14 protein-coding genes are annotated in these 15,376 nt (G+C 40.5%); 10 read left to right on the forward strand and 4 right to left on the reverse strand.

The features are described from left to right. Positions 1 to 26: 26 nt before the first annotated feature. Positions 27 to 3,551 carry a periplasmic flagellar collar protein FlcA gene (flcA, locus tag ACYVRH_RS03210; RefSeq protein WP_461255490.1) on the forward strand — a complete coding sequence of 1,175 codons (3,525 nt, stop codon included), beginning with the start codon at positions 27 to 29 and terminating at the stop codon, positions 3,549 to 3,551. A gap of 145 nt (positions 3,552 to 3,696) precedes the next feature. Beyond that, positions 3,697 to 4,473, forward strand: a complete 777-nt coding sequence (locus ACYVRH_RS03215) for a TatD family hydrolase (protein ID WP_461255491.1) — start codon at positions 3,697 to 3,699, stop codon at positions 4,471 to 4,473. A gap of 94 nt (positions 4,474 to 4,567) precedes the next feature. Here the strand turns inward: ACYVRH_RS03215 and ACYVRH_RS03220 are convergent, their stop codons facing one another. Together ACYVRH_RS03220 and ACYVRH_RS03225 are read right to left on the reverse strand one after the other, a co-directional pair. Further along, positions 4,568 to 5,053, reverse strand: coding sequence for a hypothetical protein (locus ACYVRH_RS03220; protein ID WP_461255492.1), 486 nt, complete (start codon positions 5,051 to 5,053; stop codon positions 4,568 to 4,570). A 4-nt stretch (positions 5,054 to 5,057) separates the two neighbouring features. Then, on the reverse strand, positions 5,058 to 7,427 hold the full coding sequence (locus ACYVRH_RS03225; RefSeq protein ID WP_461255493.1) for a hypothetical protein: 2,370 nt from the start codon (positions 7,425 to 7,427) through the stop codon (positions 5,058 to 5,060). Between the two features lie 97 nt (positions 7,428 to 7,524). On the opposite strand from ACYVRH_RS03225, the gene dusB reads away from it, so the two are divergent. Then, positions 7,525 to 8,748 (forward strand): tRNA dihydrouridine synthase DusB, encoded by a 1,224-nt coding sequence (dusB, locus tag ACYVRH_RS03230; RefSeq protein ID WP_461255494.1) that lies wholly within the window; start codon positions 7,525 to 7,527, stop codon positions 8,746 to 8,748. Here the strand turns inward: dusB and ACYVRH_RS03235 are convergent. Then, complete coding sequence (locus ACYVRH_RS03235) at positions 8,732 to 9,595, reverse strand: LEA type 2 family protein (protein ID WP_461255495.1); 864 nt, start codon at positions 9,593 to 9,595, stop codon at positions 8,732 to 8,734. The two genes, dusB and ACYVRH_RS03235, sit on opposite strands and share 17 nt — an antisense overlap. A gap of 244 nt (positions 9,596 to 9,839) precedes the next feature. Between ACYVRH_RS03235 and ACYVRH_RS03240 the strand changes: the two genes are divergently transcribed. The 4 genes from ACYVRH_RS03240 to ACYVRH_RS03255 all read left to right on the forward strand — a co-directional run bounded on the left by ACYVRH_RS03240 (position 9,840) and on the right by ACYVRH_RS03255 (position 12,361). Next, positions 9,840 to 10,421: a rhomboid family intramembrane serine protease gene (locus ACYVRH_RS03240; RefSeq protein ID WP_461255496.1), complete on the forward strand. Its 582-nt coding sequence runs from the start codon at positions 9,840 to 9,842 to the stop codon at positions 10,419 to 10,421. A gap of 2 nt (positions 10,422 to 10,423) precedes the next feature. Next, positions 10,424 to 11,503: a D-alanine--D-alanine ligase gene (gene ddlA / locus ACYVRH_RS03245; RefSeq protein WP_461255497.1), complete on the forward strand. Its 1,080-nt coding sequence runs from the start codon at positions 10,424 to 10,426 to the stop codon at positions 11,501 to 11,503. Between the two features lie 227 nt (positions 11,504 to 11,730). Further along, on the forward strand, positions 11,731 to 12,003 hold the full coding sequence (locus tag ACYVRH_RS03250) for a type II toxin-antitoxin system HicA family toxin (RefSeq protein ID WP_461255498.1): 273 nt from the start codon (positions 11,731 to 11,733) through the stop codon (positions 12,001 to 12,003). Then, complete coding sequence (locus ACYVRH_RS03255; protein ID WP_461255499.1) at positions 11,996 to 12,361, forward strand: toxin-antitoxin system HicB family antitoxin; 366 nt, start codon at positions 11,996 to 11,998, stop codon at positions 12,359 to 12,361. The genes ACYVRH_RS03250 and ACYVRH_RS03255 overlap by 8 nt, the downstream gene beginning before the upstream one ends. A 42-nt stretch (positions 12,362 to 12,403) precedes the next feature. Here the strand turns inward: ACYVRH_RS03255 and ACYVRH_RS03260 are convergent, their stop codons facing one another. After that, positions 12,404 to 12,757, reverse strand: a complete 354-nt coding sequence (locus ACYVRH_RS03260; protein ID WP_461255500.1) for a helix-turn-helix domain-containing protein — start codon at positions 12,755 to 12,757, stop codon at positions 12,404 to 12,406. 462 nt (positions 12,758 to 13,219) lie between these two features. Between ACYVRH_RS03260 and ACYVRH_RS03265 the strand changes: the two genes are divergently transcribed. The 3 genes from ACYVRH_RS03265 to ACYVRH_RS03275 all read left to right on the forward strand — a co-directional run bounded on the left by ACYVRH_RS03265 (position 13,220) and on the right by ACYVRH_RS03275 (position 15,323). Beyond that, on the forward strand, positions 13,220 to 14,047 hold the full coding sequence (locus ACYVRH_RS03265; protein WP_461255501.1) for a hypothetical protein: 828 nt from the start codon (positions 13,220 to 13,222) through the stop codon (positions 14,045 to 14,047). Further along, positions 14,037 to 14,549 (forward strand): lecithin retinol acyltransferase family protein, encoded by a 513-nt coding sequence (locus tag ACYVRH_RS03270; RefSeq protein WP_461255502.1) that lies wholly within the window; start codon positions 14,037 to 14,039, stop codon positions 14,547 to 14,549. The genes ACYVRH_RS03265 and ACYVRH_RS03270 overlap by 11 nt, the downstream gene beginning before the upstream one ends. Before the next feature lie 363 nt (positions 14,550 to 14,912). Further along, the gene (locus ACYVRH_RS03275) at positions 14,913 to 15,323 is read left to right on the forward strand and encodes an aspartyl protease family protein (protein ID WP_461255503.1); all 411 of its coding nucleotides are present in this window, start codon (positions 14,913 to 14,915) and stop codon (positions 15,321 to 15,323) included. Positions 15,324 to 15,376 lie beyond the last annotated feature (53 nt).

The following is a 15,376-nucleotide window of genomic DNA, read 5'->3' on the forward strand; positions in this document are numbered from 1 at the left end:
ATCGGTCGATATATAATTATCTTAATATGCCTTCTTTAAACGCGCTGGGGCAGTTTAAGTCCTCTTTTAATAATATCGCAAATGAGAAAGCCGATATTGAATCCCTAAAACTGCCTTTTGACGACTTAAAGCTCCCGACAACAGAAGCGCCTCCTTTTGAATATAAAAGAAATGAAGCCCCGCCAACTGATGTTCCCATAGACGACGCAGGCGGCGCCGATGGTTTTGATGTTAACTCCTTTTTAAACGATATTCCCGGTGGTGATAGCCCGCCGCCCCTAGATATGCCCGCAGGCGGCGCAACGTCCGCTCTTGATGATTTTCTAAAAGACCTTAACACCGGTTCTTCAGAGACTGAAACAGCCGCGCCGGATACTTCCGGCGTAGATGATTTTTTGAACAGCCTTCAGAACGATGCCGCGCCGGATACTTCAGGTGCGCCAGATGCTTCAGGTACGCCAGATTTGTCAGGCGCAGATGACTTTTTAAGCGGCTTTCAGAATGATGCCGCGCCGGATACTTCAGGTGCGCCAGATGCTTCAGGTACGCCAGATTTGTCAGGCGCAGATGATTTTTTAAGCGGCTTTCAGAATGATGCCGCGCCTGATGAAACAAGTGCGCCGGACGCTTCAGGCGCGCCAGATTTGTCAGGCGCAGATGATTTATCTTCTATGGGTGGCGGTCAGGACAAAACTCCACCTTTAGATGATGAAGGTTCCGTACCCGATGATCTTTTATCGGGCTTTTCTGATGAGATGGAATCTGCTCCCACCGATTCAGGACTTCCCGATTTTAGTAAAGAAGACTTTAATGTTGATGCGGGGCAGGATGAATCTGAAAATGATGATTCGGGAGCCATAGACCTTGGCGGGGAAAATCAAAACGGTGAACTCTCATCAACCGGTTCCGGTACTGATGATTTAGGTATTGATAATACTGCATTTGACTCAGGCGCAACTGATAATCCGTTTGGAGAACCACCTTCTGAAGAACCTCAAGACTTTAACGACGGAATTGATATGGGCGGCAAATCGCCCGATTCCGCGCCTAAAACGGCTGACGATGATTTTTCTACGGACTCTTTGCCGGATATGAATTTTCCCGGGGGAGACGATAATGCGTTCTCAAGCGGGGATGATTCTGGTTCAGATGCGGGCTTTGACTCTTCTTTACCGGATATAGATTTTTCAAGCGCGGACAGTACTGCGGGTGATTCCGGCGCTGTGCATGATTTTGGAGATTTGGGCGCTGACTTTACATCCGATAAAATTGAATTGGACAGCGGCGGCGGGAGCGAGCCTGCGGCTCAGGAACAAAATGATTCTGGTTTTTCGGGCGATGCTTTTGGCGGTGATGAATTTTCGCTTTCAGGGCTTGATGATATTTTAAATAAATCAAAAGCCAGCGAACCAAAACCGCCGCCGCAGAAAAAAGGCTTATTCGGCAGGAAAAAGCAAAAAGCAGAGGAAGAAGAAGAAAAAGAACCAACAGAAGAAAACATTGATGAAATTTCTTTAAGCCAGGAAAATGTTGATAATTTAATACGCACACTTTCGTCTTATCCGTTGAATTTAAAAATCATCTGTGAAGAATTAATAGCCGAACAGGTTCTTCTGCCGGAGCAATTATCAAAATTAATCCGTTTTCTTGTAAATGGCGCGTCTGTAAAAGATACTGCGGCTCTCGCTGGAGAAATTACCGGTAAGCCGATTGTTATTCCCAAAAGTTTTGAAAAAAGCTCGGGTGCGGAGTTTGAAGCGGAGCAGTCAAGTTTTGCGTATATCTTTGTACACAATTTACTTCCGGTAATAAGGTTGTTTGCTTTCATTGCGGCAATGGCCGGCTCTATCATATATCTTAGTTACAAATTTATTTACATTCCCATAAAAGCCGAATCCCTATACAAACGCGGTTATGAACGTATTCCCGCCGGAGAATATCAACGGGCAAACGAATTATTCCACGACGCGTTTACATTGCACCGTAAGAAAAAATGGTTTTATTCCTACGCCGAAGCGTTTACTGACCAACGCCGTTATATGCTTGCGGAAAACAAATATGACGAACTTTTAAGATACTATCCCCGTGATAAAAAAGGCGTTTTGGATTACGCGGCTCTTAACACTTATTATTTAATGAATTACGATAAGGCAAATAAACTTTTACAAAGGGAGCTTCTTGATTACGCTCCCAATGATTTTCAGGGGCTTATTGCCGCAGGAGACAATTTCCTTGACTGGGCGGATTCCAATCCTTCAAGATTTTATGATCGATACGAAGATGCGCGTTTTGCTTACGCCAGGCTCATAGAAAAATACGGATGGCAGCCGACTGTTGTTGAGCGGATGTTGAAGTATTTTATCCGTACGGACAATTTAAAAGAAACGCTTTTATTAAGAGTCTGGTTTGAAAACGATCCAAAAAGGCGAAAACTCTCTCCTCCGTCTCTTGCGGAGCTTGGCGGATATCTTTTGGACAAACAGCTTGAAAAGGCATCGGGCGTACCCAATTTTTATGTTGAAAGCATAGAAAGCGTAAGGGCTATGCTTTTACAGGCAATCGCCGGAGATCCGTATTTGCCTGAACCGCATTACCATCTTGCCCGCTATCATCACAATCTTGGTAATACCCACGAAGAACGCCTGACTTTAGAAAACGCCATCCGCGCCTTCGACCTAGCTAAGCAGGAAACTGTTAAACGCCGCCTTTACCGCGTTGACACTCAATATCGTTACGCGAATCTTCTTATCGAAAACCGTGAATTTTTTCCCGCCGATGAACAGGCGGTAAAAGGGATAGAACTCTTTGAAGACTTCCTCAATAGGAATTTAATCCCTCCATCTCCCCAAGTTGGCCAATTATACGCAATCCGTGGCGATCTTGAGTACTTTGTAAAAACAGGCAATATGGAAGCCGCCATCGCCAACTACAAAAAAGCCGAAGGGTACGGTTATGCCCCGCCTGAAATTGAATACCGTATGGGTGCCGCGTATTATCAGCGTGAGGACTGGAAAAATGCCCTTGAATATCTGTTTAAAGCTTCAAAGGAACTGCCATTGAACAGACGGCTTCTCTTTGCCATGGGTAACGCTGCATATCAGCGTGGCGACTACTTCGCGGCTCAAGGCTATTACAACCGTTTGCTTGACATCCTTGAAGTCCAGCGCACAAGATTGCCCGTCTTATTGCCGAATGACAATATCCAATTTCTTGAAACGGGAGAACGTCTGATGATGGCGCGAAATAACGCCGGAGTTGTAAATGAAGCCCTCTCTAATCAGACAGGCAATCGCGAATACCTGTCCAAAGCGATGGTTTTATACGCCGAATCCTCCCGTGCATGGGACGCGATAACCCGTAACCCCGAATCAATGGTAAGAATGCGCCTTACAGACAGCCCAGGCGCCCCAAGCATCAACCTTGGCTACTTGAACGCAAATAACGCCTTGCGCCCCACAAGCGGTTACAGACCGCAAATCTTTGTACGTATCGATAAAGACGCGCTTGAACCCTCCCATTGGGAAGAATTAGCTCCTTTAGGCGGCTTGTAGGGCATTTTTCACCGTAAAAACTGAAAAAATTGTACAAAGTACCATAATAAATTTTAATTATTTTTCTTGACGAATTTGCATGGTCATGCTAAAATTAAGTTTACCAGTTTGGTATTCTTAAAATTCTTACCTTTTGGATAAAGCTATGCAGTATTTTGATACTCATGCCCACTTAGGGCTTATTGTTGAAGACCCTATAGAGCAGTTAATTGTTATTCAGGAAGCCCGTCAGGCTTCCGTTACCAGAATTGTCTCGATTTGCAACAGTCTTCATGACTTTGGTCACGTTTATGAAAATCTCAAATCGGCAACAAATGTTTATCATGCCGTAGGCGTAAGCCCGTCTGAGGTACAAAACCCCGGTAAAGACTGGCTTCAGCATATTGAACAAAGCGTCCAATACCCGCGAGTAGTCGCAATTGGAGAAATAGGGCTTGATTATTACCGTAAATTCGGCGACAAGAAGTCTCAAATTGAGTTGTTCATCACCCAACTCGATCTTGCGGCCAAGCTTAGTATGCCTGTAATAATTCATAACCGAGACGCGGGGCATGATGTGCTTGATATTCTCCGTGACCGTCTGCCTCCTAAGGGCGGCGTGCTTCATTGTTACTCTGAAGATGCCGCTTATGCCGAAAAAGCCCTAGAGCTTAATCTGTATTTTTCTTTTGCGGGAAATCTTACATACAAAAACGCGAAAAATTTGCACGAAACAATTTCTGTTTTGCCCTTAGACCGTATATTGATAGAATCGGAAAGCCCGTTCATGGTTCCGGCTGATCATCGCGGCAAAAGAAATATGCCCAAGTATCTGCCGTTGACCGCCCGTTTTATGGCAAATATGCTGGATATGGACGACGAGGCTCTTGCCGCTCAACTCTGGGAAAACGCGAATAAATTTTTCGGCTTGCCGAATGAATAGCGCTGGTTTTTAACCACGAACCACACGAACGGCGGGGAAAGGGTATCACGCAAGATATATGCTATTTTGTGGTGATTGCCGCCAGAGTGAACGCTTATTCATCACTAGAATAGGCATAAGTAAAGGCGGGCATATTATCAACCGGTTTATCGCAGGGGATTGTATCCTCTTCACGGTAATAACAATTATCAAACCAATTTTTGCAGTTGTATAAGCCGCCGACATAAATGTCCATTTTGCCGAACCAACAGTCTTTTTTCAATGGGGTTTCACGTACAAATTGGTCATCTGTGAGGAATATAGAATATGGTGGTTTCTTTCCGGTTAGAAACAGCAATTCATAACAGTCTTTTTTTCCATTGTAAGTGCCTTTGGTAATTATAACTATTTCTGCTTCGGTTATATTTACTAACCAATCATCTTTTCTATCAGGCAGGAACATAGTGTATATTGAAGTGTGAAAGATAAGATAATAAAGATTTTCGTTATTGGCTTCATCTTCATAATATGTGGTATCCGTTATGTACCCTTCTTTGTCAAACTGATGCATTAAGGGCAATAAACTTAATTGTTTACACATTTTCTTACTCCATTAAAAACCCGTATTCATATACTTTGGGCTGTATTTTATCCGCCAATACTGACAGATTTTTACGTAATTTTTTTATAATGACGTTATATTGCTCATCATTGGATTTTGTTTTCATTGAGCCGCTGGTTTTTGAGCGTCCTTGAAAAAATTCACGAATGTCATAATAAGAAGCGTTTAACAATGTTTTATCATTGCCTTTTATTTTTGAATGGTAGTATGTCCATAACTCCTTACCCGCATCCATTACGGCTTTGGCTTCCTTGTTGAATTTTTTTCCATTTAGATAATTAACCATAAAATCCGATTTGAAGTTATCTTTAGCTCCCACTTCCTTTGCCGTAAAAGGTATCCAATGATTTACGCCGTCTTTTGCTGAAATACGATTTTGACCGTGGAATAAAGTAAAGGCTATACAGTCATATTTAAATGTTTTATCGGTTTTCCATTTTTCATTTGGATATAAAAATTGGTCACGGTCATTTAGCCAATCAGGAGCAATTACATGGCGTATAGTACAGTAAATACAAGCTTCAAATAAATTATTTTCTCCAATTACTAACTGCGTCCTATCTTTTGAAGAACTATGAGGAAGAGCTATAAATACCATATTAGAATTACCAAAATCAGTTCCACGATAATTTAGCACGCCGATTTTAGTCTTATTTATTACATCATAATCCTTAATCCAATCATTTAATGAAGGAACATCATCGCAAGCCCAATATTTTTTTGTTTGAATGAGTGAGCCGTCGTTATCTAAAACATCAGCGGCAGCATGACGGAAAACTCTTTTTGTTCCAGTATCCCATATTTTGAAACCAATAGGAAATTTACCATCAACATTATCAAATGTATTGGCATGAACCACAAAACATTTTTTTAATTTAGCTTTAAAGAAATTTACTCTGAAATATCTAAAATTAGGTGCTGTAAGTAATTTTAATTTAGAGAATTCCGCTATAATACATTCAGGAATTTCAAAATAAATTCTTGCTATAAATTGTGCAAAAAGTTCATGATTTGCTTTTTTTAAGGTTAGTGCATATTTATCGTGTATCTTATTTTTTGCTACTCCGCCTTTATTTTCAGTACCTTTACTGGCATCTTCCGCATAAGGCGGATTAATATAAACAATCAATTTTTTTCTTTTTTCAGGGTCATCAATTATTTGCTTTAACCCTTCCGGCAGTTTATCAAATTTGTCATTCAAAAAATCAAATTGAAACACATGATTTTCCAGTAAGTTTGCTCCGTTTTTTATGCGGTCTCTCATTACGCCCACGTCTTGATTGTCAAGCGTAGAAGCCCAAATATTATATTTATTGATTAACCCGACAAGTAAATTTCCAGTTCCGGCGGCGCAATCCCATACATAGTATTCATCTTGCCAATTCACGCCAAATGCTTTTGCAAGATATTCCTGCGATTTTTGCACCCATATTTGAGGGGTAAAAAAACTTCCTTTGCGTTCCCTTATATCCTGCGGAACTAATAAATCGCGGCGTTCAATAATATAGTTCCAATAGGTTTCCAATGGGGGGCGTTTGTATTTTCGCCAAAACTCATTATAGGCTTTTTGGTTATCTTTGAATTGTATTTCCCCAAAAAGCGAAATGCCGTATTCATCCTGACCTTTGGCAAATTTATAATGATTGCTCTGTAAAACGATAAGCAGCCTTTCTTTAAGGGATACGTTTTCTATTGACAATAAATCGGCTAAATAAAAATCTCCGTCTATTATTCCGCCTTTTTTCGCCATGTCCCAATCTATGGCGATTGACGGCTTTACCGTTTCTAACCAGCGGTTGTATGTTGGCACAAAGTTACTTATATCTATTTGAACAAGAGAAACTAATTCAGGAAAAAGAGGCGTGCTGGAAGAAAAATTATTTTTAATAAATTCCTGAAGGATTTGTTTATCGTCATCAAAAGAAAATAACATGTCATTTTCTTCTATTGTTTTTTCAACGATAGATTTTATCTGCTTAAACTCTTTTGTTTTATGGTCGCTGGGCGTTACATTCCAATTAAAATCGGTTTGATAGAAAATTTCGTGTATGACATTGTACTGCAAGAACGCTATTTTTTCGTAATCGAAAACGCATAAAAAGGGCGGTGGGTTGTGTTTGTCAAATGTTCTTGCCTTGCCTATGGTCAGTATTAACTGGGCAAACATTTCAATAATATCCGCCGTATTTTTTTTTGTTTCCGCCCAAATTAAATGGCTTTCCGCATTGTCGGTGATGACAAAATCTATGCGGTCAACTTCCTGCATATATTTGAATTTTTTACTTCCAAAATATTCCTGAAATACGGCAGTTTTAAAGTTGGCTTCGCCTATTTTCTGGTTGCTTTTAGGCATTTTCCCTTCCCGATGTATAGTATCATATTTGAGGATAATTCGCTATATCTTGGACGAATCAAAATGAAGGATTTTTTAGGAGATTTCTCTTTGTTTTATGTTAATTAAGACATATAATAAAGAAATTAAGGCATACCAGAGAGCAAGGGTAAGGGATACGAACAATAGGGAGAGCGAAAAAATTTTTAACAACGAGATAAAACAAACAAAGGAAAAAGAAAATTTCGCTTTTCCCCACTCCCCACTCCCTAAGGCAGCAACGCTGCCCCCCTACTCCCCATTATCCACAACTCTCTTCCACCCCATTAAAATAGGCTCTCTTGAACTGCCAGGAAACCTTTTTCTTGCGCCTGTAGCCGGTTACACTGACCGTGCGTTTCGTTCCATTTGCGCCGAAGAGGGGGCGTGTTTTTCGTTTACGGAGCTTGTCTCCGCCGAAGCATTGTACCGTAATTTTGGGCGGTACGGGTTGGGGGCGGAATTGGGAGCGTCATCAGGCGCAAACACAGCCGCCATCAATTTGGTTCGGCGGGGGGAGAAAGAAAAATTCTACGCGATACAATTATTTGGCGCGGAGAGCGAATCTGTCTACAGGGCGGCTTCTCTGCTTGCGCCACTGAAGCCGGACGCTGTGGATATTAACGCCGGTTGCCCTGTTCCCAAAGTTGTAAAAAACGGCGCAGGGTCTGCATTGATGAAAAATCCGTCCGGCATTGGCAGAATAGTGGAGGCCGCAGTTCGCGCTTCCCGTGAAAGTTTAGGCAGTGTTCCGGTAACAATAAAAATCCGTTCAGGGTGGGACAGTGCTTCGCTAAACTACGCTGAGTGCGCACGAATTGCTGTTGAGGCGGGAGCGGCAATGGTCAGCCTGCATCCCCGAACACGCGCGCAAAATTACGGCGGCAAAAGCAATTGGTCACACATTACGGATTTAGTTTCCCGCCTGCAAATCCCCGTTACAGGTTCCGGTGATCTTTACACGCCGGAGGACGCGCAAAAAATGCTCAAAGACACAGGCTGTGCGGCGGTAATGTTCGCAAGGGGTGCGCAGGGCAATCCGTTTATCTTTTCGCAAACCCGTTCCCTGTTGGAAACAGGCTCATGGGAGCATGTTTCGGTTTCTGCGCGGATAGCCGTTGCCATGCGCCACCTTGAAATGCTTGCCGCAGACATTGGCGAGCGCACAGCTTGTCTTGAAATGCGAAAACAATTCTGCGCCTACACAAAAGGCGTTGTCGGCGGCGCGGTTTTACGCGAAAAAGCCGTTCACGCGGAAACGATTGAAGAGTATCAGCGGATAGTTACTATTTCCGCAAACTGAACGAATCGCCTACATCATTGAGGAACGGGAAATCAGGAAGACCAAATTTATAATTACCGGTAAGGTTAAAATTAAAATTGCCTTTAAGAACGTTGACTCCGATTGCAGTAAGATCTTTAAGAGCTACAGGAAGTTGAAAGGTTATTTTTTCTGTAGCGCCGGATTTTATGTTAGGACTGCCGGTAATTCCCACCCTGGATAACGAAGTATTGCCAATTTGCAGAACATAGGAAAGATCATTAATTTTTACGGCAATATTGCTGTTGTTTTTTACATTCAAAGCTAATGAAATATTCGCGCCTGTAGGAACGCCGGGAATAGAGCCGTAAGTGAATGTTGTACTGGGTGCTGCCGCGATGCTTATATCAGGAAGGCGCAAGAGAGGTAATTTTCCTTCATGCTCAAGGGGAAAAGACAAATCCCCAAGTCCTTTTATGGGAATATGCGCTATCATTTTTATTTTATACGAGGCATTATTATCATTCAGAGAAGTGATTGCTTTAATCAGATTCACATAGGTAAAACTCACCGGAAATTGTACTTGCGTTGATCCACGGGATTTAAGCGAACCATTACTCTCTATGATTCCTTTTACAAAGGGATTATTAACAATTGATAAATCCCAATCGATCTTCGGGAGCGGAATATCAATGGAATTGTCATTTTTTACATCCACCGTGCTTAGCAAGGTGAGTCCATTAAAATCAATCTTGGAAAAGTCAACTGATTTGAGCGTTACCTCAGGCGCTTTAACCACATCTTTTAATAAACCGGCTAATATACTACAAGTAGTACACATTAATCCGCATATCAGAACTGCCGCCATAAGTAATAATTTTTTTTTCATTTTCATCCTCCTATTGCGGTCTATTCCCGCCGTCATATATTTGTCTAATATTTATGACAGTATAACACTTTTATTAAATTATTTACAGTAATTTATAAGAAAATTGAAGGCAATGCGACAGGTTGACCTTATTTAAATCTATCTTTATTCTTAAAGTATGAACATAATCAGGCGGCCTTTAAGATACAGTAATGACGGTGTTGTATTTTGGCTTATAGGAATTAACATTCTCGTCTATATATTTATGAGGTTTTTAGGAAATCAAATCAGGGTAACTCTGAATGTAGACATGGAAAAAATACCCGTATCCCTTGCAAATGCGATGGCAATGATCCCATTTACGGTTATACATGGATGGATTTGGTCTTTTATTACTTATATGTTCATGCACGGCAGCGTTACCCACATTCTTTTCAATATGCTAGGGCTTTTTATTTTTGGAGTTCAAGTTGAAAGGCAGATGGGCAGCCGCGAGTTTTTGCTTTATTACCTTCTTACAGGCGCGCTGGCGGGAGTTTTTTCTTTTGGAGTATATTTCTTTACATCTCCTTATGTCCCGCTTATCGGAGCGTCCGGCGCTCTATTTGCCGTTGAACTAGCTTATGCGATATTTTTTCCCGATTCAATTCTTTATATTTGGGGGATACTTCCCCTTCGCGCCCCCGTGATGGTGCTTGGTTTTACCGCGCTTGAATTGATTTTTTCAGTAACCGGACGCAATAGCGGAGTAGCGCACCTTACCCATCTTGCCGGCTTTGCCACTGGCTGGCTTTATTTTCAGATTCGCTTCGGAGTGAATCCCTGGCGGCGGCTTACGGGGCGGTAATTATGAAAAGAGTCGGCATACTTTTTGGCGGCAAGTCCGCAGAACACGAAATTTCTTTGTTATCCGCAAAAAATGTCTACGAGGCGATTGACAGGACAAAGTTCGATCCCGTCTTAATCGGTATAGATAAAACAGGCCGCTGGCTGATAAATGACGCAGAAAAATTTTTACTTAACTCCGACAATCCCGCTCTTGTAAAAATCAATCCAAACGGCAAAGATGTCTCTCTGCGCCCCGAAAGCAACGGAATGTTTTCCGCAGAAGGCGCGGGTAATTTTAACATTGACGTAGTATTTCCCATTCTGCACGGACCTTTTGGCGAAGACGGAACAGTACAAGGTTTTTTAAAGTTAGCTGACATTCCCTACGTCGGCCCCGGAGTGCTTGGCTCCGCAGTTGGCATGGACAAAGATGTGATGAAGCGGCTTTTGCGTGATGCGGGAATCCCCATTGGAAAATTTATCACTATTAAAAGTCATGAAAAAATACCGCCCTTTACGGAAATAAAAAACGAATTAGGCATTCCGTTTTTTATTAAACCCGCGAACATGGGCTCTTCTGTCGGAATCAGCAAAGTTCGCAGTGAAGCGGAATTAGCCGCCGCGTTAAAGGACGCTTTTTTATACGACACAAAAATCATCATAGAAGAATTTATCCCCGGCAGAGAAATAGAATGTGCCGTTCTGGGAAATGAAAACCCCGCCGCGTCCGTACCCGGTGAAATAATTCCCTCTCATGACTTTTATTCTTACGATGCCAAGTATCTTGATGAAAAAGGCGCCGCTCTTGAAATCCCCGCGAAACTTGATGATGTGACAAAAAAGCGGATTCAAAACCTTGCGGTAAAAGTTTTTCAGGTACTCTGCTGTGAAGGGCTTTCGCGCGTGGATTTCTTTTTAAAAACCAGCGGCGAAATAATAGTCAATGAAATAAACACAATGCCGGGTTTTACAAAGATAAGCATGTATCCAAAAATGTGGGAAGCAAGCGGAATAAGTTACACCGAGCTTATTACCCGCTTAATTGAATTGGCTGTCAGCCGGTTTGAGAAAGAGCGAGGGTTGAAAACGAGTGTAAATTAAGCTAAAAAAGCCTACGACTTTTTTAGCTTAGAAGTTTTGCCAAAAAGAAATATACAGTTTTTATTATGATTTTTTACTTTCGCAAGACTCTATGTTTTTTGCGGTAAAGATTTACAATTTCCCGATCCGGCTCGCTGGCGAACATTTCCCCTTTTCCGGTTTCCAACCATTTTGCGCTGATAACGGTGGTTAGGTTGAAGACAGGTAAGTATCAATATTATTGACAAATGATAGCAAATATGCTATCATTTATTATAGGTAAGCACGATAAACTTATACAGAAGATTTTTAGGGATAATGCAGATATTACCCCAGATGAAGCTGTAAAAGTTCTTAAGAAGTTGGGGTTTAAGGCAACACCGATTGGTGGTTCTCATCTTACTTTCAGGAAAGTAAATTGTCAGTCTGTTACAATAGTTCTTACTCAAAATCCGCTAAAGTTGTACTTGTTGGAAAAATTACAGGAAGCGTTAATTAATGAGGGGTATAAAAATGAATGAAAAAAATTTAGATTATTATTTGAGTCTTCCTTATTCTTATATTATTGAATGGTCTGAAGTTGATGGCTGTTTTTTAGGCAGTATTGTTGAGCTTGAACGCTATATGACTTGTGGACAAACTCGTGAAGAAGTATTGTCAAATTTAAAAGAGGCGCTTGCTTCTTATGTTACAACAAGCCTTGAGAATAACATGGAAATTCCCGAACCTCTTAAAATAAAGGATTTTAAGGGAAACATAACTTATAGGACGACTAAAGAACGTCATTATCAACTCGCAAAACAGGCAAAATTGTATGGTAAAAGTATTAATGTTCTAATTGATGAAGCGATTGGTGAAAAACTTAAAGCGACTATTTAAAGCATACATCTTAACGCACATTTTATGAAAAATGAAAATATTCTATTCCTCTTTTTCCGTTCTAGTACTATTTTCGTAATTAATAATCTCCAGCAACTGCCGCTTGAAATAGCCCTTAAAGAAGGGATTTAACTGGCGGTAAAGGTTGACAATTTCCTCAATTTCCCGATCTGGCTCGCTTGCGAACATTTCCCCTTTTCCCGTTTCCAGCCATTTTGCGCTGATGCCAGTGGTTAGGTTGATAAGCTTGATCATGCGAGGATTGATTTTACGGTCGCCAATCTCCATAGAACCTAAAAAACCGGTAGTAACGCATATTTTTTTGGAAAATTGGGCTTGGGTTAAGTGCAGTTTCTTTCGAGCATAGGCTAACCGCTCATTTACCGTCATCACCATAGTTTAACAAATATCATCATAGATAACAAGATAAAGGTAATAATGGGTAATTTATTCTTAAATTAGTGTTTTTTTGTTAATTTATCGTTGACATATTTACATCTATGATGTATATTTTACATCTATGAGATTATCAAATTACCATGTCTTTGATGGTGAAAATATATTTCTTCTATACTCCGGTCTTAACAGTATCGTTGACAAAGAACGAAAGCACCTTAAAAACATTGCTCAATCTCTTATTGCCATACAGAATCGTCCGGGGACTCCTGTGCCTGACAGTATTGGGCGGGAAATCATGAGAGATTCAACGAAGGATTTATTAATGGGAGTGAAATGAAAAAATTTAACTTGATTTAATCAAGCGTTTAATTATGCATTATAAATTCTGAATATATATCAGAATTTAATAAATCTAAATGCATAATAAAACTTTGTTACCAAAGTAAGGAGGAAAAAACTATGGTAAACAAAAATTTCTGGTTAGGGATACTGGTATTAGTATTCGGAATGATGGTTATTGGGTGCGGTGACGGGTCAACAGATGACGATTATGATAACAGACCATCTTTAAGAGTGTTTGTTGACATTGACAATTATTATCCTGTTATAGGAGAAACTATAACTGCTAGTTATAGTAACCCGTTTAATCATGAGGTAATAGGTAGCCCATCATGGACTTGGTATAAAACAACAGAAGAACTCACGTATTCAGATGATGTTTTAAAAAAAACAAGTGTAGGTTATGGTAATACTTATACCGTTAAACAAACTGATGTTGGCTTTTTTCTACATGCAGTATTAACCTATAGTGGAAATAGCGGTTTCGATGTAGGAAGTACTTCTTCAGTTCTCGGTATTCCCGCAACAGCAACAGTATCTGTTTCAATTAGTGCTAGTCGTGTATTAAGAAATGATTCTTATTCTACAATGCCAAATCATTATGTTAGAATAATATTGGCATTATCAGATGGTAGATGGAATCCAGTTTCTTACAATACAGCTAAGAACTGGATTTCACTTTCTGGTATTCCAAGTGTTTCTTCTTGGGTTCCACCTAGTGGGTATATAGGTCCATATGTATCGAATAAAGGACGGAATTTAGTTTTTGTTTATTCAACACGGTCGGAAACTACGCTATCTATAAATAACCTTACCGCCGCTTTGGTTAGTTCACAACTTTCAACAATGCGAAGCAATACCAATGTGTACAACAGCCTTACAACTGGTACGCCTTCATCAGCTTCTGTTTCTCAATGGACAATTTCGGAGGACTTGTATGAATATTAGTAGCAAATTTCAACCACCAAGCAAAGGCGATGTAGTTTGGGCTTTTCGTTTTCCTTATTTCCATTGCGGCATATACGAAGATGAAAATTCCGTTATTCATTTTGCATCAACGGAAAATGCTTCAAAATCAAAGGAAACCGCTATTATATGTAAAACATCTCTTGAAAAATTTGCTGATGGTTTTCCTGTTTTCGTTGTTGAATTCCCAAATGAGAAATGTTTTCCTCCCAACGAAGTTATAACCAGAGCGCATTCACGTTTAAATGATACTGGATATAACCTGCCTTTGAATAACTGCGATCATTTTGCCACATGGTGTAAAACAGGCAAGCATAACTCTATTCAAATTGATTTTATCAAGGAAATGGTTATAGCAATATGCAAAGCTTTGGACAATTCAGGGAATAAGAAAACAGAATTTGCAAAATATGTGGAAATTGCCATTAAAATATACGAAATTGCAGAAATATTTGCATCGCTTGAAATCAAAAATAAACTATAGAATATTGAATCGTATGGGGATGGACATACACCAAACCCAACGAAGACAGTCAGACATGGACGAAACAGTAGAGCATAGCAAGCTAACGCATAGCTATCTGTTACAACTTTTTCGTAACGTACCCTGCCTTGTATGGTACACTATAATGGGATGTGATCACGGTAATAAAATGCTTATTACCGCTAGAAGATGTATGCCGAATAAAATCCTTGACTGTACTAAATAAATTCTTTGGGCATACATCGTGTTGTACACAAAGCTATCTGTTACCAGTGCGTGTACAGTCAGACATGGACGAAACAGTAGGACATAGTATACTGTACGAACCGCTTTTTTACGATATAATTAAAGCAGGAGGATCGTATGGGAAACGTATCCGCAGAAATCACCGTTAAAAACGCAGGTGATCTAATTCGTCTCAAAGATGGGCATATAACCGAAAAAGAAGTCCGTACCGTAACATTAACCGCCGTAGTCGATACCGGAGCCACAACATTAGTAATCACAGAGGACACATTCAAACAGTTAGGAGTGTCGGAAGTTGAAAAACGCGAAATAAACCTTGCCGGAGGCGGAAAAATAGAATGTAAAGTTACCGATCCTGTACAAATTCAATGGAAAGATCGTTTTGCTTCGGTTAATGCCGTAGTATTACCCGGTGGGAAAACGCTTCTTGGTGTAATGCCATTGGAATTTATGGACTTGATAGTTGATCCTGTCCGCCGTGAACTAGTCGGCGCTAATGGCGACAAAGCAGTTTTAATGGCAATGTAACACAGAATGTATGCCGAATAAATTCTTTAGACATACATCGTGTCTCCACATTA

The sequence above is a fragment of the Treponema sp. R80B11-R83G3 genome, from assembly GCF_054786115.1.